This window comes from Acinetobacter sp. ABJ_C5_2 (genome assembly GCF_044538485.1).
In the GTDB taxonomy this organism is placed as follows: Bacteria; Pseudomonadota; Gammaproteobacteria; order Pseudomonadales; family Moraxellaceae; genus Acinetobacter; species Acinetobacter nosocomialis_A.
In genome coordinates this window covers 1-19,028 of sequence record NZ_JBIUCS010000012.1, presented here as the reverse complement: position 1 = coordinate 19,028, position 19,028 = coordinate 1, and the positions used below count along the sequence as shown (strand labels likewise).

Below are 19,028 nucleotides of genomic sequence, written 5' to 3'. Positions count from 1 at the left end.
TTACACTCCTAATGCCACTGAAACAGGCTCAGCTAAGGATACTGTTGGTGCTAAACCAACTGGGTAACCGATATAACCTGTAGGTAAATATTCAATTACTTGTACAGGTAAGCTCACTGTAGTTTCGCCTGCTTTAACTGTAATACGTTGGCCTTCTTGTAGATTCAAACGCGTTGCATCTTGTTCGCCCACAGCAAATACAGCTTCAGGAATACGAGTTTCCATTGCAGGTGTTTTAATCGTGAATTCACCAGAACCAAAAATGTGGTGCATTGGTACAAGACGGAAGCTTTCAGGATTTGCAACTACCGCAGTTGGAGCAACATAGCTACGTGCTGGACGTTTTGCTAAACGATCGAATAAACGAACGCCTGAATCACCACCTTTTAAGTGACCGCCCACTTCATCTTGGTATTTGTTCCAAGATTGTGGAGAGTTCCAACCTGGCGCCCACGCAAATGGTACAAGTGAAGATGCTTTTTGTGGACCTACATAACCTTCCATAGAGAATGTTAATGCTGAGTCTGGATCTGTTGGTTGCTTAGGTTCATGAACCGATAAAGGTGCACGAATTGCTGTACGACCAGAATAACGACGTGGTTCACGCGCAATTTTCAAACCATGTACACGGTAGCCTGCATCTGGTGCAACGTCTTGAATTGCTTCAAGTACCGGAACATTTTTAACGATAGTTTCGATAACGTCATCAAGCAATGTCCAATCAACTGGCTTACCTTTAAGACCAGTTTCAATGGCATGCAACCAACGCCAAGATTCTTTAATCGCGTATTCAGGCTTGTAGTAGCTTGGATCGTAAACTTGATAGAAGCGTTGAGCACGGCCTTCTTGGCTTACAACGGTACCATCACCTTCGGCAAAGCTTGCTGCTGAAAGTACAATATCCGCCTGTTTCACAGTTTCTGTTTCGCTGTGGTCAAGCACGATTACTGTTTCAGCTTTATCAAGTGCTGCTTTAACTTGAGCAGCAGGTAAACGACGGAACAAGTCATTTTCAACAATAACAAGTGTGTCGTAGTCTTGAGCAAATGCTTGTTCAAGGCTTAAACCGCCAAACAATGCTAAGCCCATAGAGTTCACTTCAGGAACTACAAGACTTAAACCAGCTTTTGAACCAAGGTTTTGCGTTAACTCTGCTGCCGCTTCCATAATTGAAGCATCTTGCAAGCTTGTACCCGCAATAATTAATGGTTTGTTTGCTGCTTTTAAAGTGTCTGCAATAGTTTGAGCAAATGCTTTTGCATCGTCATCTAAACCATTAACTGTTTCACCTTTAACTGCCGCAGCAACTGCAAAACCTAAACGCGCGATGTCATTTGGAGATGCAACAACTTCACCAGTTGCAACATCGGCAAGACGAGTTTGAGTCGCAGCCAAAATATAGATCGGAGATTTCGCTTCCTGACCAATACGTTGTACAGGCTCAGCCAACCAATCTGGCGTACGTGTTTTTGCAGCCATTTCGCGAGCTTTGTTTTTCGCAGCTTGACGAACTGACAAAGCCATACGTGGTGCAGTTTGAGTTAAATCTTCACCCAAAATTAATACTGCATCATAGCTTTCAATTTCACGCATGTTCGGGTTGTAAATGCCCTCTGTTTGCATGATTGAAGCAGCAAGTTCAACAAGACTTTGCTCTTTTTGTGCAACACCTGTTGAGTAGTTTGCTTGGCCTACAAGTTCACGTAATGCATAGTTTGATTCTAAGCTTGCACGTGGTGAACCAATACCCAAAACTTTTTTACCTTCAAGTTTCGCAATCGCTTGATCTAAAGCTTGGTCAACAGAAACAGTTGCTACTGTTTCACCATTACGGAACTGAGGTTGACGTGGACGATCTGCACGGTTTACATAACCTGTGCCAAAACGGCCTTTGTCACAAAGGAAGTATTGGTTAACCGAACCATTGAAACGGTTTTCTACACGACGGATTTCACCATAACGTTCACCCGGAGAGATGTTACAACCTGAAGAACAGCCATGACACACGCTTGGTGCATATTGCATGTCCCATTTACGGTTATAGCGTTCTGAGTGAGTCTTGTCAGTAAACACACCTGTTGGACATACTTCAGTCAAGTTACCAGAGAATTCAGACTCTAAAGTACCTGACTCTGGACGACCAAAGTAAACACGTGATGCATTGGCAAACACACCAAAGTCTGTACCGCCCGCATAGTCTTTGTAGTAACGAACACAACGGTAACAAGCAATACAACGGTTCATTTCATGCGCAATGAATGAGCCTAGTTCTTGGTTGTAATGTGTACGCTTTGTAAAACGGTAGCGACGACGGTCATGACCAGTCATTACAGTCATATCTTGTAAATGACAGTGACCACCTTCTTCACACACTGGACAGTCGTGTGGGTGGTTGGTCATTAAGAACTCAACGATAGATTCACGAAAATCCGTTGCTTCTTTGTCTTCAATCGAGATATAGGTATTGTCAGATGCTGGTGTCATACATGACATCACAAGACGTCCGCGCGTATCTTCAGGATTTGCATACTGAGTTACGGCACATTGACGACATGAACCAACAGAACCTAAGGATGGGTGCCAACAAAAATACGGAATATCAATGCCAAGGGATAAACATGCTTGTAGCAAGTTTTCTGATCCATTGACTTCGTACGATTTTCCATCGACATGAATTGTAGCCATAGTCGAATCCCTTAAGCTTGTTCTACGTTGCTAGTTTGCACGACAGGACGATTCGTCACTTTCGCTTCAAACTCGCTACGGAAATGTTTGAGTGCGCCCATAAGCGGCTCCATCGCACCTGGTGCGTGGGCACAGAAAGTTTTACCAATCCATAATTTACGAGTAAGTTCTTGTAAATGGTCGATATCTTCTTTCTTACCTTCACCTGTCTCAAGTGCTTTAAGCGCTTTAACAGCCCATGGCAAACCATCACGGCACGGTGTACAGAAACCGCATGATTCACGCGCAAAGAATTCTTCAAGATTACGGGTCAACGACACCATACATTGGGTCTCGTCTACCACCATCAATAAACATGTTCCTAAACGAGAACCTGCTTTCATAATGGTTTCAGCATCCATTGGTAAATCAATGGTATCTGCAGGTAAAAAGTCAGTTGATGCACCACCTGGTAACCATGCTTTAAGCTTTAAGCCTTCACGCATACCACCGGCATGATCTTCAATCACTTCACGTGCAGTCGTACCAAATGGTAATTCCCAAAGACCAGGGAATTTGACTTTACCTGACGCACCATAAATCTTAGTGCCTGGATCTTTTGATTTACCAGCTGATAAACCGATATACCACTCTGGACCACGAAGCATGATTGCTGGCAAGTTGTTATAAGTTTCAACGTTGTTCACAATCGTAGGACGACCCCATGCACCAGCAACTTGCGGGAATGGTGGTTTAGTACGTGGGTTAGCACGGCGACCTTCAAGCGAGTTAATCAATGCAGTTTCTTCACCACAGATATAACGACCTGCACCAGTATGCACGTGTAACTCGAAGTTCCAGCCAGAACCTAAAATGTTGTCACCTAAGTAACCTTTAGCGCGAATTTGCTCAAGCGCTTCATTTAGGTATTGAGCAGCCTCGATGTATTCGCCACGAATGAAGATATAACCTTGAGTTGCTTCCAGGGTATAACCTGCAATCAACATACCTTCGATCAATTGGTGAGGAAGTTTTTCCATCAACAAACGGTCTTTAAAGGTACCTGGTTCCATCTCATCGGCGTTACAGATTAAGTAACGTGGACCACCATCATTTGGCGCCATAAGAGACCATTTGATCCCTGCTGGGAAGCCTGCACCACCACGACCTTTTACAGTTGCAGCTTTAATAACGTCTAACACTTCAGCAGGTTTCATGCCTAATGCTTTTTTAAAGCCCGCATAACCTTCGAGTGCTTCATAGTCATCAGCGCTACGTACTGCTTCTTGTTTGCTTAAACGCCAAGTCAGTGGATGAGTTTCCGGATTACCGTCGCCATAAATTGGTTTTGGTTCAGTATTCATACATACTTCTCCAATAACTGTTTGACTGATGTCACTTCAACTAAACCGTGAGTATCTTCATCAATCATTAACGTTGGGCCTTTGTCACAGTTGCCTAGGCAGCAAATTGGGAGCAGTGTAAAACGACCATCTTGTGTCGTTTGACCAAACTGAATACCTAATTCGCGCTGGAATGCTTCAGCTAGTGTTTCAGCACCCATTAAGAAGCAAGCAATTGAGTCACAAAGCAAAATTACGTGACGACCTACAGGTTGGCGATAGATACGGTTGTAGAACGTTGCTACACCCTCTAAATCGGCAACACTAATCGTCAATAATTGTGCGATGGCGTTCATTTGAGCATCATCTACCCAACCATTACGGCGCTGTACGCACTTTAGTGCATCTAAAGAAGCTGCACGTGGGTATGGATAGTGACCAATGTGATGTTCAATTTCATGGATTTCTTCAGCAGTCAAAATCCCTTCAACATTCACACGTGGTTTTTTATCAGTCAGAATCATCATTTTGCGTTACCTCTTAGCGATCCACGTCAGCCATAACCACATCAATGGTCGCCAGATAAATGATTAAGTCAGATACCAAACTGCCGTTAATCACTGAAGGAATTTGCTGTAAGTGAGTAAACGTCGGTGTACGAATACGAGTACGATAACTCATCGTTGCCTTATCCGAAGTCAAGTAATAAGTACTTGCACCTTTCACAACTTCAGTCATGAATGACGCTTCACCAGCAGGCATGACAGGACCCCATGACACGCTCAAGAAGTGCGTAATCAAAGTTTCAATATCTTGTAACGTCTTATCTTTTGGTGGTGGAACAGCCAATGGATGATCCGCTTTATATGGACCAGAAGGCATGTTATCCAAACACTGTTTGATAATTTTGAGTGACTCAGTAATTTCACGGAAGTGAACAAGAACACGAGCGTACGCATCGCCTTCATACTCAACTGGCACGTCAAAATCGAAGTTTTCATAGCCACTGTATGGACGATATTTACGAACGTCGAAATCAATACCTGTTGCACGTAAACCAGTACCAGTTACACCCCATGCAAGTGCAGATTTTGCATCGTATTGAGCAACATTACGTGTACGACCAATAAACACAGAGTTTTTAAGCGCAGCTGTGTAGTATTCGTTGAGACGTTTTGGCATCCACTCTAGCAATTCTTTAACAAGTTTTTGCCAGTTGTTTGGAAGGTCATGTGCTGTACCACCAATACGGAACCATGCTGGGTGCATACGGTAACCCGTAATTGCTTCAACGATGTCGTATACTTTTTGACGGTCTGCGAACATATAGAATACTGGTGTCATACCACCGGCATCCTGAATTGCCGTACCACAGTAAAGTAAGTGGTTATTAATACGGAACAATTCGTTCAACATGACACGAATCACTTGCGCACGCTCAGGAACTTTAATTCCTGCAAGCTGTTCAACTGCCATTACATATGGCATGTTTTGCGCACAACCACCTAAGTAGTCAACACGGTCAGTATAAGGAATGAAAGAGTGCCATGTTTGACGCTCAGCCATCTTTTCCACACCACGGTGGTGATAACCGATATCAGGAACACAGTCCTTCACTTCTTCGCCATCTAACTGCAATACAATACGGAACGCACCGTGTGCAGATGGATGGTTAGGACCCAAGTTCAAGAACATGAAGTCTTCGTCAGCGTTACCACGCTTAAGACCCCAATCTTCAGGCACAAAGCGTAAGTGTTCCTGTTCGAAATCTTGCTTCGCTTTGTCTTGCATATACGGCGTATATTCTGTCGCACGTGCTGAATATTCTTTACGAAGCGGGTGACCTTCCCAATACGTTGGCAACAAGATACGACGGAGCATTGGATGCCCTTCGAAATTGATACCGAACATATCGTAAGCTTCACGTTCATACCAGTTGGCATTTGGCCAGATATTTGTCGCTGTCGGGAGGTTAAGATCATTTTCGTTCAAGGCAACCTTGATACGAATGTCACTATTACGCTCAAGCGATAATAAATGATAGAACACAGTGAAGTCAGATGCTGGTAAACCATCACGATGTTGACGTAAACGCTCATCCATCGCTGATAAGTCAAACAGCATTACATAAGGACGTTCCACTTTACGCAGGAACATGAGGACTTCTTGCACGCGTGCGCGCTCAACCCAGACTGTTGGAAACTCTTCAAAAGTCGCCTGCACATAGAAGTTCTCACCAAACTTGGTTTTGAGCTCTTCTACGATTGCAAATGCTGGGCGTGAATCAACTGGTGTTGATTCTGGCATAGCAATGTCAGTTTCAGCCATTGGCTTGGCTTCCTATTTAATACAAATTCTGTCAATTTTCTCGATGAACATATCGGTTAGATATGTCAAAACACCGTCAAAAAATTATTTAATCTCATCCATAGAGCGTAAGTTTTTAACGGCAATACGCTGCGCATTCTTACGATCACGTTCTGGCATCATCTTTGGCTTATACACTGGCTGAAGATCATCACCGATCACGGCAGAAAGCGGGCGTCGCTCTAATTGAATCTGGTCTTGCAAAAGCATTAACGCTTGGATTAATGCTTCAGGACGAGGCGGACAACCTGGGACGTACACGTCAACAGGAATAATTTTGTCTACACCTTGTACTACTGAATAGATGTCGTACATACCTCCAGAGTTTGCACAAGCACCCATCGAAATAACCCATTTAGGTTCTAACATTTGTTCATACAAACGTTGGATAACCGGAGCCATTTTTACAAAGCAAGTACCTGCAACAATCATCAAGTCAGCCTGACGAGGTGAAGCACGAATAACCTCTGCACCGAAACGGGACAAGTCATGCACGCCTGTTAAAGTCGTTGCATATTCAACGTAACAACATGAGGTACCAAAGTTAAATGGCCACAAAGAGTTTTTACGTCCCCAGTTTACTGCTGTATGCAAGACATCCTCTAAGCGAGTCATGAATACGTTTTTATTCACTTCCTCTTCTAGCGGATCAGTCACAATTTGACGTTCTTGCAATGGGTATTGATCAGCATCCGGATTCGCGCGGGTCAGAGTATATTTCATCCCGACTTACTCCTTTTCAGATGACAATGCAGGTGTAGTTTTTGACTTAACACGACCTGATGATTGGGCTGGAATCTGGCCTGTAGGGTCAGTTACGAGCTCTTCAATAGAGTTAAAGCGTGTAATTTCAGCAATGTTCATTGATGGTGAACCGACTTTAATCTTCTCACCAGCTGATTTACGACGATCTGCCGGTGACCAACTTAAGGCACCTACAGAGAAGGCATAAACAAGCGCAATTAACAGGTCAACGACAAAGATCACAACAGTGGTATATCCCAACCACCCTACTTCACGCACAGAAGTAGACCATGCATAGAGGTAAAGTGCCTCTAAGTCGAAAACAACGAAGAAAATTGCAACTAGATAGAACTTTGCAGACAGGCGAATGCGAGCGCCACCAGCACTCACGACACCTGATTCAAACTGCTCTTGCTTAGCACGTCCCCACGATTTTCCCCCGAGGAGTAAGGGAACTGTGAGCATAAAGACGCAAAGAAATGTAACGCCGATCACGAAGGCGATAATCGCCCAGTCGTATGGAGTAATGGCACTCATGCGGGGATAACTCCTGGCAGGCCTATTATTTAACAAAGAATGTATGTATTGGCCTTTGAATACACCAAACACAAAATTAATCCCGCCAATTGTACCTGATTTCTAATTTCGCATGCTAGTTGAAGCGTCTTAGTCTTTTGGATGATTTTCTAATCAAAAGTATTCATCTATGTCTTGTAGAGGGGGTTTCACCGTTCATAATCGGTTTATTTGATAGTTTTTATACTTGTGATGATTTTTTTCATTTTTTGATTTTTAATATTATTTGAACAATTACTCATTTGGTCAAATTAAACAACTTACTTTTTTATAATATTAGGCGGTTTTTTATTGTATTCATCTTCCGCTCTGAATTATGATGAATGTTTAATCATGCATAATAGTTATTACTCTTGGATAAGGGTATTTATCATTAAGGGCAGCTGATGCCATACTCACTTCGTGAACTTTCATTTTCTTCCTTCTTGAAATTTTTTCTCTTATTTACTGTCATTATTTCAATATGCTGCTTCATTGGAATTGCGTCTCGCCCACTTAGTTTTCTTGCCTTTTTCTGGCCTGCCAATTCGGTTCTACTAGGATTACTTGTTCGTTATCCTCAAACACGTAAACTCGGTACTTTTCTTGGTGCGTATACTGGATATGTAATTGCCGACCTTATTCAAGGCACACCCTTTTTACTAACTATTATTCTAACCACTTCCAATTTTCTTTATGTGGTTACCTCTTTAACGCTATACCTTTTTTTAAATCAACATATTAAAGCTGCTCATCGTGGCTATTCTTATCTATTTTTATTTGCATTATGCGGAATTGGCAGCTTAGTAGGCGCTTATTTTGCTGCAACTTTTGTACCGATGTTTAATACCAAATTTATGCTTGGCAGCTTTTGGGCCGAATTTGGTTACTGGATGACTTCCGAATTACAAAATGCCCTACTTCTACTCCCTATACTCATAAACTTCCCTCCTTATCCTCAAATAAAGCGCTATCTGAAGGGTAATCGGCAACATATAACTACGATTGATTTATTACCATTTTTGGCGGTATTAATTTCAATTACCGTAAGTTATTACGACTCAGGACCGGGTTCTTTACTCTACCCTATAGCAGCCTTAACTTGGTGTGCTATACGCTATAAACCAATTATTGTGGCACTGATTACCTCATTTACCAGTGCTTATACTATTTATCATGTCTCTGGACATTATTTATTACTTTATCCAAATGAATACTTAAGCAATACCATCTCAATTCGTATTGGATTAATTATGATGACGCTTGCCCCTCTTACCGTTTCTAGTATTAGTGCGCTTCATTCTGATTTAATTCAAAAACTACAACATGCAATTGCCCATGATGAGCTCACATCTAGTTTAACTCGACGTCAATTTTTACAATCAGTTCGTCTACTTCAGGAAAAAGTACAAAAGGAAAATAAGACCTCTGCTTTTTTTATGTTGGATGTCGATCACTTTAAAAAAGTGAATGATAGTTATGGTCATTTGATTGGTGATAGAGCCTTACAAACCTGTGTAACCACCATACAAAATATTCTGCACCCTCATGACTTACTCGGTCGTTTTGGCGGTGAGGAATTCGCAATTTTTATTCCAGACACAACTAAAGAAGCAGCTTTTGAACTTGCAGAAAGAATACGCATTAAAATTAGTCAGCAACCCATTTATGTCTATGGCAAATTACCTATTTTTGTACAGGTCAGTATTGGCATTAGTTTATATTCTCCAAACTATCACCGCCCTATTGAAAGCTTGTTTAAAGAAGCAGATGACGCACTCTATCAAGCAAAGCGCCAAGGACGTAACCGAGTTTTTATTTCTTTGTAATATTTTCAAGTCATCATCTAGTGTAATGAATTTTATACAATAACTTCTGTTTTGCCATGTATGCTAGTAACAGATAATAAGGAGAAAAATGTATGAATCTAGAATATACGCATAAACCAGACTATTACTTGTTTGCACAATTACTCGTGCGACACATAGAAAGCTATATTCAAAAACATCCAGATGCAGATAATGCCATTTTTGACTTGCGTGATGTCTATGAAATTTTTAGACAAGATTTCGCGTCAACCACAACAAACCTAGAAGGCATTTTACATATTGCGGATTCATATAGAGTTGAAACATTGAATGGAGACCAACCTCTTATTCAAAAATATCAAATCGATGCTAAAAACAATTCGCTGCTAATTGACTTTAATATAGATGCGCTAAACAGTCTAAGAAGCGGAAAACCGATTTTAGAGCCTGATGCCACTCAGTTATAAATAAACCAATAAAAAAGCACCTTATGCAGGTGCTTTTTTATTTGCCTTTAATGGCGGTTGTTTAAAGCGATGTGCTGGCCACGTCATAATAAAGCGTGCCCCACCCAAACTTGGGCTCTCATCTACTTTAATCTCACCACCAAACCAGTAAGCAATACGACTTACAATGGAAAGCCCCAAACCATAACCACCAGATGCACGTGTACGACTGTCATCTAAACGTGCAAAAGCTTCGAATACGCGTTTGCGGTCTTGCTCAGGAATACCCGGTCCATCATCTTCAACACAAACAAAAGCCATGCCATCGCTGTGAATACCACCAGTGATACGCACTTTGTTATCACAATAGCGAACAGCATTACCTACCAAGTTTTGTACAACACGGTGAAGGTAACGGCGCTCTGCATCTACTTTGACATATAAAGGTGGTGGAATGAGCTCAATTTCTTTCTGTGTTTTTAACGCTTCGGTTTCAACAGCAACCTGATCTAACACTTCAAAAAGTACAATTTCTGCAAAATCTAACGAAGGTGTACCCTGCTCTAGTTTTGCGTAAGTCATGATTTCATCAATTAAGGTATTGAGTGCTTCAATATCTTTATCAATCATATCGACCTGATGCATACGGTGATTGTAGTCATCTTCTTCGGCTAACATTTCTGTACCAAAGCGAATACGTGCAACAGGCGTTCTTAGCTCATGAGATACCGCTCTCATTAACTCACGTTGAGCTTCAATCAAACGCTGAATATGATCAGACATATTGTTATAACTTGAAGCCAAGTTTGCCATTTCATCACTTCCTTCAATCGGAACACGCAATGACAAATCACCCGATTTCATACGGTTTAATGCATAACGCACTTGTCGAATTTTGCGCTCTAGCGGCAAAATCAAACCGTAAACACCCAAACTTAATAAGAACAGGCTAAATAAGGTAATACCCGCAGAAAGCTGTAAAGGCATCCAGTTAAACATTGGAACTGGGCCCAACACCAACACTTGTGCAGGATGATTCGGGATTGGAGAGACAATCGAAATGGTTGTACCACGTACTGTTGCACTATCTTTGTACAACATGACACTTTGGTCTTGGCGTAAACGTCCAATCTGTTCAGAGTCCAGATTTACATCTTGAATATTTTGAATATTGATTGGATATGAGAAATGTTTTTGAATCTTGGCAAGGTACTCTTGTTCCTGTCCCGGATAAAACATTAAATAGTCGAGTACAAAAATAGGAAGAGCCTTCATTTGGCGTTCACTAATTTTGTCGACTTTTATAGATAGATAATGTTGTGGGTCGTCACGTAAACCAATAATCACATATGCAATGCTATTACTGGCATCGTAACGAACTACAGATTTTTGTGCTTCGATCCGCTTTTTCTCGGTTCGAGACAATTCAACCTTACTTGCATCGGTATAGTAAATTGGAAGTTCGAGCAAATCAGATGCGTCAGAAATCCAATCTATCTTTTGCTGCTTCCCAGGTTGTCGAGCGACCCCTTCACTAATGACATAAGAAATACCATCAGTTAAAGATTCTCGGTATTCTTGTGCGCGTTGGTAGTTGATAATTTGTACCAGTAAATACCCAAAAACAGCCACCAAAACAACAAGAATTACCAGCCCCGCATATATTCGCAGGAATATACTGTGTTTAAACACTCGACCAACCTTATAGGAAGTTTAATCAGATTTTACAATCCATTGGTTTCTTTAACAAACAAGTAACCTTTACTACGTACAGTTTTAATACGTTTTGGATTTTCAGGATCATCGCCAATTTTTGGACGAATACGTGAAATACGTACGTCGATTGAACGATCTTGACCATCGTATTCGATACCACGTAGACGTTCGAAGATATCTTCACGCGATAAAATACGACCAGCGTTTGAAGCAAGCAACCATAACAAGTCATATTCAGCACTTGTAAAGTCAACAAGCTCACCATTTAAGGTTACAGAGCGGCCGCCGTTGTCGATCACAAGGTCGTCAAACTCAATACGTTGAGCAACTTCATCTTCAACAGTTTTATCTGTGCGACGTAATAGTGCACGAATACGCGCTAATAATACACGTGGTTGAACTGGTTTAGCGACATAGTCGTCTGCACCCATTTCTAGACCAAGTACTTGGTCCATGTCTTCAGTACGTGCAGTCAACATCAAAATAGGTTGATGGTAGTGTGGGCGAACTTCACGACAAACGGTTAAACCATCTGCACCCGGCAACATGACATCCAAGACCACAAGATCTGGTTGTTCACTAATAATACGACGAATTGCACGGTTACCATCAGTTTCTACACCAACTTCCAAACCGTTGCGGATTAAATACTCTTGAGTTAATCGCGCTAAACGCTCGTCGTCTTCAACGATCAGAATCTTTGGTAACTTTTCTTCTTGGCTCATATCATTGCCCCTATAAATCTCATTACATGCATCTTAAAAATCTTGCAGATACATTCGTTTATCATTTGCAATATACACACGTTTACATTGTAAACAAGTAGGCGTTCACCAAACTGATACATGACAACCATGTTTTGTTGCATTTTATTAACCTTTGAATTTTCAAGTGTTTTTTATATCTGTTTATTATTCTTATATGTCATAATCTATTCATATTTCCTATGTATGAATATTAAACAAATTATTTCTTGGCTGAATTTAAATTCATTCAAGTGCTTGTTTTTTGAGTTATCCACAAAGTTATCTATAAGTGTTTTTTCATAGCTTTGCTATGCTATCTCCCGACAAATCATACAGATAAAAAATTACTAAAAAGTCAAGATTGATCTAGCTTAAAAAATCCCGTATCTTGTGTTGAAAATAAACTTTAACTACTAAGTCTTGTGTTTATCCCTCAAATATCGTGGCATGTTTTTTGCTCGGTTCAAACGGTCTATGAACATAACAAAAGTGACAATGGAGCTATGCTGGCATGAGCGTAATTACTTCGACTCCTGGTCAAATTCAGGTGATTAAGCGTACTGGAGATGTTGCTGCATTTGATGCAGAGAAAATTTCTGTTGCGATTGGTAAAGCTTTTCTTGCTGTGGAAGGTCAACAGAGTTCGGATTCAAGCCGTATTCATGACCGTATTACCCAGTTGACGGAAATGGTATTAAATACTTTTAAACGCCGTTTACCATCGGGCGGTACGATCCATATTGAAGAAATTCAAGATCAAGTAGAACTTGCTTTAATGCGTACTGGGGAACAAAAAGTTGCCCGCGCTTATGTAATTTACCGCGAACAACGTGCTAGCGCTCGTCAGCAAACAAATTCAAACCACCACCCTACCTTGCAAGTTACTGATGCAAACGGTCAGCTTCAACCACTTGATTTAAGTGCGTTACAAGCCACTGTAAATAGAGCTGCTGAAGGCTTAGAAGGTATTGAGGTTCAAGCAATTATCGATGAGACCGTTAAAAACTTATATAACGGCGTAAAAGAAAGCGATATTGCTACCACCATGATGATGGCAACACGTACACGTATCGAACAAGAACCTAACTATACATACGTAACTGCGCGTTTGCTTCGTGATGAGTTGGTCAGCACTGGTTTAGCATTCTTAGGTTTACCGGCAGATACAGCTGAAAACAATGCACTTGAAGCATTCTTGAAAAAAGGTGTAGAGCTTGATTTGCTTTCACCAGACTTGCTTAAGTTCGATTTAGAAAAACTAGCTGCAGCAATTCAGCCTGAACGTTCTAACCAGTTTACCTACTTAGGTTTACAGACTCTATTTGACCGTTACTTTATTCACTCAAATGGCGTTCGCTTCGAATTACCACAATTGTTCTTCATGCGTGTGTCTATGGGTCTTGCACTTAATGAGCAAGATAAAGAAGAGCGTGCAATCGAGTTCTATAACTTGTTGTCTAGCTTTGACTACATGGCGTCTACGCCTACCCTGTTTAACTCAGGTACATTACGTCCACAGCTTTCAAGTTGTTACTTAACAACGATTGGTGACGACCTGTATGACATTTATGGTGCAATGCGTGACAACGCGATGCTCTCTAAATGGGCTGGTGGTTTAGGTAATGACTGGACTCCTGTACGTGCCTTGAACTCTTATATTAAAGGTACAAACGGTAAATCTCAGGGTGTTGTTCCATTCCTTAAAGTTGCGAACGATACAGCCGTTGCAGTAAACCAAGGTGGTAAGCGTAAAGGTGCGGTATGTGCGTACTTAGAAACTTGGCACTTAGACATCGAAGAGTTCTTAGAACTTCGTAAAAACACTGGTGATGACCGTCGTCGTACTCACGACATGAACACTGCAAACTGGGTTCCTGACCTATTTATGCAACGTGTATTTGAAGATGGCGATTGGACACTATTTACTCCGTCTGAAACTCCAGACCTACACGATTTAACTGGTGCTGAGTTTGCTGAACGCTATGCATACTATGAGTCTGTTGCGAAAGAACAGAACATGTTGCACAAGAAAGTACGTGCTAAAGACTTATGGCGCAAAATGCTTTCTATGTTGTTCGAAACTGGTCACCCGTGGATCACGTTTAAAGATGTATGTAACTTACGTTCACCACAACAACACGTTGGCGTAGTTCACTCATCTAACTTATGTACTGAAATTACGTTAAACACAAACCAAGACGAAATTGCAGTATGTAACCTAGGTTCAATCAACCTTGTGCAACACGTTAAAGGCGGCGTATTAGACCGTGAAAAGTTAGCGCGTACGGTTAAAACAGCAGTTCGTATGCTCGATAACGTTATCGACATTAACTACTACGCTGTACCACAAGCGAAAAACTCTAACTTGAAACACCGTCCTGTTGGTATGGGTATCATGGGCTTCCAAGATGCACTTTACGAAATGGGTATGGCTTACGGTTCTGATGAAGCTGTGAACTTTGCTGACGAGTCAATGGAAGTGATTAGCTACTATGCAATCCAAACTTCAAGCGACTTGGCTGTTGAACGTGGTGCTTACTCAACATTTAAAGGTTCATTATGGGATCAAGGTATCCTTCCAATTGACTCTATTGAAATTGTTGCTAAATCTCGTCCAGAGCGTATGTTCGAAGTTGACCGTACTCAACGTTTAGACTGGGACACTTTACGTGCCAAAGTTCAAAAAGACGGTATGCGTAACTCAAACGTAATGGCGATTGCTCCAACTGCAACCATTTCGAACATTTGTGGTGTTTCTCAGTCTATTGAGCCAACATTCCAAAACTTATATGTGAAATCTAACTTGTCTGGTGAGTTCACTGTTATTAACCCTTACCTTGTTCGTGCGTTAAAAGACCGTGGTCTTTGGGACACAGTAATGGTTAACGACCTTAAACACTTTGAAGGTTCAGTACAAAAAATTGCTCGTATTCCTGAAGAATTAAAAGCAATCTTTGCTACTGCGTTTGAAGTTGAGCCACGCTGGATTGTTGATGCTGCATCACGCCGTCAAAAATGGATTGATCAAGCACAGTCTCTTAACCTTTACATCTCTGGTGCAAACGGTAAGAAACTTGACATCACTTATAAGATGGCATGGTTACGTGGTCTTAAGACGACTTATTACCTCCGAGCTTTAGGTGCGACATCTGCTGAAAAATCTACAATTAACACAGGTGCGTTAAACGCGGTTAAACCTGCAACTGTAGAAGCGGCGGCACCTGCAGCAGCTCCGGTCGTAGAAGCGAAAAAACCTGAAGCAGTTGAAGAAGACGGCTTCACTCAAGCAGCTCCGGTTCCTATGGCTTGTTCAATCGACAACCCAGATTGCGAAGCTTGCCAATAACATTCAATAAAGTTGCTCTTTAAACAAAAGAGCAACTTTAAATGAGGTAAAGATTATGTTTTTTCATCTCAGCCATAACTATATGCTTGGTGTTGGAATCTTAATCTTTGCCTTTATTTTCTTTTATACGCCTATGGTTTACGCCTTTTTTAAAATCCGTGAACAAAAGCGTAAGCAAAATAAGTTGTAGGGATGATGGACCAAAGGCCCAAAATTTGGTCATACATCGATAAAACTTAATTTTGTTTACACATTATAAGCGTATAGTAGTGACATCTTCGTTTAGAGATGTCGAACATAGATATATACAACGAAGAGAGAACAACAATGTCTATCCTTAGTTGGGACGATTTTGAAGATGATTCGCAAAAACCGGCTGCACCTGAACACAAGTCTGCGCCCATCCAACCGGAAAAAACGTCTGATTCGCAGAATGTATCTGCTGCGCAGCCATCATCGCAGAGCGTGGCAGCTCCACAATCCGCTGGAACCCATTCCGTGCGATCAACAAATCCAACCGATTCAATGGCTCGAGCATCTGCAGCCTTAGAACATTTGGATGTTGCTCCTGGCCTTGAAGAGTTAGAAATGGGCGCGCAACGCGTTCAGGTTGACGACAAAGCCATGATTAACTGTCGCGCTGACTTGAACCAGCTTGTGCCATTTAAATACGAATGGGCTTGGCAGAAGTATCTTGACGGGTGTGCAAACCACTGGATGCCGCAAGAAGTGAACATGAACCATGACATCGCACTTTGGAAGTCTGAAAATGGCTTAACCGAAGATGAGCGTACTATTGTTATGCGTTCTTTAGGTTTCTTCTCGACTGCGGACTCTTTGGTTGCAAACAACTTGGTATTGGCAATTTACCGTCATATTACTAACCCTGAATGCCGTCAGTACATTTTGCGTCAAGCGTTTGAAGAAGCGATTCACACTCACGCTTACCAATACTGTATTGAATCTTTAGGTATGGACGAAGGTGAAGTCTTCAACATGTACCGCGAGATTCCATCTGTTGCGCGTAAAGCATCTTGGGGTCTTAAGTACACTCAATCTTTAAGTGACCCTACTTTCCACACAGGTACTCCTGAAAACGACCAACGTTTACTTCGTAACTTGATCGCATTCTACTGTGTACTTGAAGGGATCTTCTTCTACTGTGGCTTTACTCAAATTTTGAGTATGGGCCGTCGTAACAAGATGAATGGTGTTGCTGAGCAGTTCCAATACATCTTGCGTGATGAGTCTATGCACTTGAACTTTGGTATCGACATGATTAACCAAATCAAGATTGAGAACCCTCACCTTTGGACTGCCGAGTTCCAGCAAGAAGTCATTCAAATGATTCTTGAAGGTACTATGCTTGAAATCGAATATGCACGTGACACGATGCCACGCGGTGTATTGGGTATGAATGCAAGCATGATGGAAGAATATTTGAAATTCATCTGTAACCGTCGTTTATCTCAGTTAGGTTTACCAGAGCAATTTGCTGGTGTAACGAATCCATTTGCGTGGATGTCTGAGATGATGGACTTACGTAAAGAGAAGAACTTCTTTGAAACTCGCGTAACTGACTACCAAACTGGTGGTGCGTTAAGCTGGTAAGTTTAAGCATTCTTCCTCAAAGTAATTTGAGGCTATAAAAAATCCGACTATATGTCGGATTTTTTATATTTATTTAAGATAACTATTAGTATGAATTGCAGTAGATTAAATTATAAGAGATACATTATGAATATAAGATATTTAATAATTTCTAGCGTCATAAGTTTATCGACTTTAAGTACTATTTGTTGCTCTAAACCACTTTCACAACTAAATAATACTCAAAGTGAATTAAGTGAAATATATGAGCAAGGTGGGAAATACTTCTTAGGTAAAGAAGTACCTAAGGATTATTCAAAAGCTTTTTCATATTTTAAAAAGGCAGCCGAAAAAGGACTGCCCATTGCACAAAATGATTTAGCAGGAATGTACCTTAAGGGAATCGGGACGCAAAAAAGTGAAGAAAAAGCTTACTATTGGTATGAGAAAGCTGCGAAAAATGACTTTCCGGAGGCCCAATACAATATGGGGCTCATGTATGATAATGGCTATTATGTAAGCAAAAACAGATCTAAAGCCTTAGAGTTTTACAAATTAGCTGCTCACCAAGGTTATGCTAAAGCTCAATATAATTTGGCAAATGCTTATCTTTCGGGAAATGGCGTACAAAAAGATATTAATTTAGCTTTAGAGTTATATAAAAAAGCTGCCGATCAAAATCTTTCAGAAGCTCAATATAACTTAGCAAATATTTATTCAGATGGTAGCTTAGTTAAACAAGATAATAAAAAAGCTCTGGAGCTATACACACAAGTAGCTGAGAAAGGTATACCTGAGGCTCAGAACAATCTAGCTTATATGTATGCTAATGTTTACTCAGATTATGAAAATGCAAAGTTTTGGTTCAAAAAAGCTGCTGATAATGGATATGAACCCGCAAAAGAGGCTTTAGACCAGTTTCAGTAATCCACAATATATTACTTAGATCACAAGGGTTACCAATAGCAGCCCTTTTTCATATCTATCTCTCAACTCAAAATAAAGATAAAACTATTTTTAAATAAAATTAGGTTTCTTTCTTATGCTTAACTAATTTTAAAATTAATATTAAAATAACCACCATTAACCAGATTAAAATTAAATATCTCATCAATAAGGTGGGGAACATAACCCAAATCCACCAAGAAGCAACTTCTTCTTCACTTGTTGAAAAATTAATTACTCTCCCCTTTTCATCTTCAAAACGAACACTACTAGCTACAATTTTATTACCATCAAGAAATATTGAAGGATAAGGAAAAAAACTTCCTTCTAATTTAAGCAATCTTCTAGGTTTATATAAGTCACAAAATGAACCATTTTCATTTCTAAAATATGCACAATTAATAAGAAAATTTTCATTATCTCTTTCTACGACTAACGACCTTATACGTCTATTTTTAAAATGAAATTCAGGCTCATAAACAATAAAACTCTCTTTTCTAGGAGTAAAAACTATACTGGGGTTAAGAGCACAAAGCAGTACAATCACACAGAAACTTAAGGAAAGGACAAGAACAAAATTTTTATAAATATACGAATATAATGAAAAAAATGGATCAACTACTTCTCTAAAGATCCACATTTTAAGTTTATAAATCACAACTATCCCCACTATAAAACAATAGTAAAAAAACCAGAGGCTAATAAAATACTTGTACTAAAAGCACCGACACATACAAGAAAATTTACAATCCATATTC

The 19,028-nt window shown here is 40.5% G+C and carries 15 protein-coding genes; 6 read left to right on the top strand and 9 right to left on the bottom strand.

From position 1 onward, the window contains the following. From nuoG to ndhC, 6 genes are all read right to left on the bottom strand, one after another. A complete protein-coding gene (nuoG, locus tag ACH8JV_RS11910) occupies positions 1–2,685 on the bottom strand; it encodes an NADH-quinone oxidoreductase subunit NuoG (RefSeq protein WP_263613017.1) in 2,685 nt (894 codons plus the stop codon). An 11-nt stretch (positions 2,686–2,696) separates the two neighbouring features. Further along, positions 2,697–4,028 carry an NADH-quinone oxidoreductase subunit NuoF gene (nuoF, locus tag ACH8JV_RS11905; RefSeq protein WP_263613016.1) on the bottom strand — a complete coding sequence of 444 codons (1,332 nt, stop codon included), beginning with the start codon at positions 4,026–4,028 and terminating at the stop codon, positions 2,697–2,699. After that, positions 4,025–4,534 (bottom strand): NADH-quinone oxidoreductase subunit NuoE, encoded by a 510-nt coding sequence (nuoE, locus tag ACH8JV_RS11900; protein WP_002050341.1) that lies wholly within the window; start codon positions 4,532–4,534, stop codon positions 4,025–4,027. Before nuoE ends, nuoF begins: the two co-directional genes overlap by 4 nt. 13 nt (positions 4,535–4,547) lie before the next feature. Then, positions 4,548–6,335: an NADH-quinone oxidoreductase subunit C/D gene (gene nuoC, locus ACH8JV_RS11895; protein ID WP_151687800.1), complete on the bottom strand. Its 1,788-nt coding sequence runs from the start codon at positions 6,333–6,335 to the stop codon at positions 4,548–4,550. Positions 6,336–6,419: 84 nt separating this feature from the next. After that, positions 6,420–7,097 carry an NADH-quinone oxidoreductase subunit B family protein gene (locus tag ACH8JV_RS11890; protein ID WP_002050353.1) on the bottom strand — a complete coding sequence of 226 codons (678 nt, stop codon included), beginning with the start codon at positions 7,095–7,097 and terminating at the stop codon, positions 6,420–6,422. A 6-nt stretch (positions 7,098–7,103) separates the two neighbouring features. After that, on the bottom strand, positions 7,104–7,655 hold the full coding sequence (gene ndhC, locus ACH8JV_RS11885) for an NADH-quinone oxidoreductase subunit A (RefSeq protein ID WP_263613015.1): 552 nt from the start codon (positions 7,653–7,655) through the stop codon (positions 7,104–7,106). A 425-nt stretch (positions 7,656–8,080) separates the two neighbouring features. Between ndhC and ACH8JV_RS11880 the strand changes: the two genes are divergently transcribed. Further along, positions 8,081–9,502, top strand: a complete 1,422-nt coding sequence (locus ACH8JV_RS11880) for a diguanylate cyclase (protein WP_311070187.1) — start codon at positions 8,081–8,083, stop codon at positions 9,500–9,502. Positions 9,503–9,594: 92 nt separating this feature from the next. Continuing rightward, entirely contained in the window at positions 9,595–9,948 is a 354-nt protein-coding gene (locus ACH8JV_RS11875; RefSeq protein ID WP_263613013.1) for a hypothetical protein, read from the top strand. A 21-nt stretch (positions 9,949–9,969) separates the two neighbouring features. Here ACH8JV_RS11875 and bfmS read toward each other — a convergent pair whose 3' ends face one another. Together bfmS and bfmR are read right to left on the bottom strand one after the other, a co-directional pair. Continuing rightward, positions 9,970–11,619 carry a sensor histidine kinase BfmS gene (gene bfmS / locus ACH8JV_RS11870; protein ID WP_004710386.1) on the bottom strand — a complete coding sequence of 550 codons (1,650 nt, stop codon included), beginning with the start codon at positions 11,617–11,619 and terminating at the stop codon, positions 9,970–9,972. A 32-nt stretch (positions 11,620–11,651) separates the two neighbouring features. Further along, a complete protein-coding gene (gene bfmR, locus ACH8JV_RS11865; protein WP_000076440.1) occupies positions 11,652–12,368 on the bottom strand; it encodes a response regulator transcription factor BfmR in 717 nt (238 codons plus the stop codon). A 532-nt stretch (positions 12,369–12,900) separates the two neighbouring features. Here bfmR and ACH8JV_RS11860 point away from each other — a divergent pair. The 4 genes from ACH8JV_RS11860 (at position 12,901) to ACH8JV_RS11845 (ending at position 18,252) form a co-directional block, all read left to right on the top strand. Beyond that, positions 12,901–15,735, top strand: a complete 2,835-nt coding sequence (locus tag ACH8JV_RS11860) for a ribonucleoside-diphosphate reductase subunit alpha (RefSeq protein ID WP_263613011.1) — start codon at positions 12,901–12,903, stop codon at positions 15,733–15,735. A 55-nt stretch (positions 15,736–15,790) separates the two neighbouring features. Next, a complete protein-coding gene (locus ACH8JV_RS11855; protein WP_263613010.1) occupies positions 15,791–15,925 on the top strand; it encodes a preprotein translocase subunit YajC in 135 nt (44 codons plus the stop codon). A 137-nt stretch (positions 15,926–16,062) separates the two neighbouring features. Next, on the top strand, positions 16,063–17,346 hold the full coding sequence (locus tag ACH8JV_RS11850) for a ribonucleotide-diphosphate reductase subunit beta (protein ID WP_016804659.1): 1,284 nt from the start codon (positions 16,063–16,065) through the stop codon (positions 17,344–17,346). Between the two features lie 126 nt (positions 17,347–17,472). Further along, positions 17,473–18,252 (top strand): tetratricopeptide repeat protein, encoded by a 780-nt coding sequence (locus ACH8JV_RS11845; protein WP_311086634.1) that lies wholly within the window; start codon positions 17,473–17,475, stop codon positions 18,250–18,252. A gap of 100 nt (positions 18,253–18,352) precedes the next feature. Here the strand turns inward: ACH8JV_RS11845 and ACH8JV_RS11840 are convergent, their stop codons facing one another. Further along, positions 18,353–18,928, bottom strand: a complete 576-nt coding sequence (locus tag ACH8JV_RS11840; RefSeq protein ID WP_396521439.1) for a hypothetical protein — start codon at positions 18,926–18,928, stop codon at positions 18,353–18,355. Positions 18,929–19,028 lie beyond the last annotated feature (100 nt).

Bases quoted from the DNA above. Each gene is read 5' to 3' on its own strand.
- ACH8JV_RS11850 (WP_016804659.1), top strand. From the start codon at position 16,063: ATGTCTATCCTTAGTTGGGACGATTTTGAAGATGATTCGCAAAAACCG.
- ACH8JV_RS11855 (WP_263613010.1), top strand. From the start codon at position 15,791: ATGTTTTTTCATCTCAGCCATAACTATATGCTTGGTGTTGGAATCTTA.
- ACH8JV_RS11890 (WP_002050353.1), bottom strand. From the start codon at position 7,097: ATGAAATATACTCTGACCCGCGCGAATCCGGATGCTGATCAATACCCA.
- ndhC (WP_263613015.1), bottom strand. From the start codon at position 7,655: ATGAGTGCCATTACTCCATACGACTGGGCGATTATCGCCTTCGTGATC.
- nuoF (WP_263613016.1), bottom strand. From the start codon at position 4,028: ATGAATACTGAACCAAAACCAATTTATGGCGACGGTAATCCGGAAACT.
- ACH8JV_RS11860 (WP_263613011.1), top strand. From the start codon at position 12,901: ATGAGCGTAATTACTTCGACTCCTGGTCAAATTCAGGTGATTAAGCGT.
- nuoE (WP_002050341.1), bottom strand. From the start codon at position 4,534: ATGATGATTCTGACTGATAAAAAACCACGTGTGAATGTTGAAGGGATT.
- ACH8JV_RS11880 (WP_311070187.1), top strand. From the start codon at position 8,081: ATGCCATACTCACTTCGTGAACTTTCATTTTCTTCCTTCTTGAAATTT.
- nuoC (WP_151687800.1), bottom strand. From the start codon at position 6,335: ATGGCTGAAACTGACATTGCTATGCCAGAATCAACACCAGTTGATTCA.
- nuoG (WP_263613017.1), bottom strand. From the start codon at position 2,685: ATGGCTACAATTCATGTCGATGGAAAATCGTACGAAGTCAATGGATCA.
- ACH8JV_RS11875 (WP_263613013.1), top strand. From the start codon at position 9,595: ATGAATCTAGAATATACGCATAAACCAGACTATTACTTGTTTGCACAA.
- ACH8JV_RS11845 (WP_311086634.1), top strand. From the start codon at position 17,473: ATGAATATAAGATATTTAATAATTTCTAGCGTCATAAGTTTATCGACT.
- bfmR (WP_000076440.1), bottom strand. From the start codon at position 12,368: ATGAGCCAAGAAGAAAAGTTACCAAAGATTCTGATCGTTGAAGACGAC.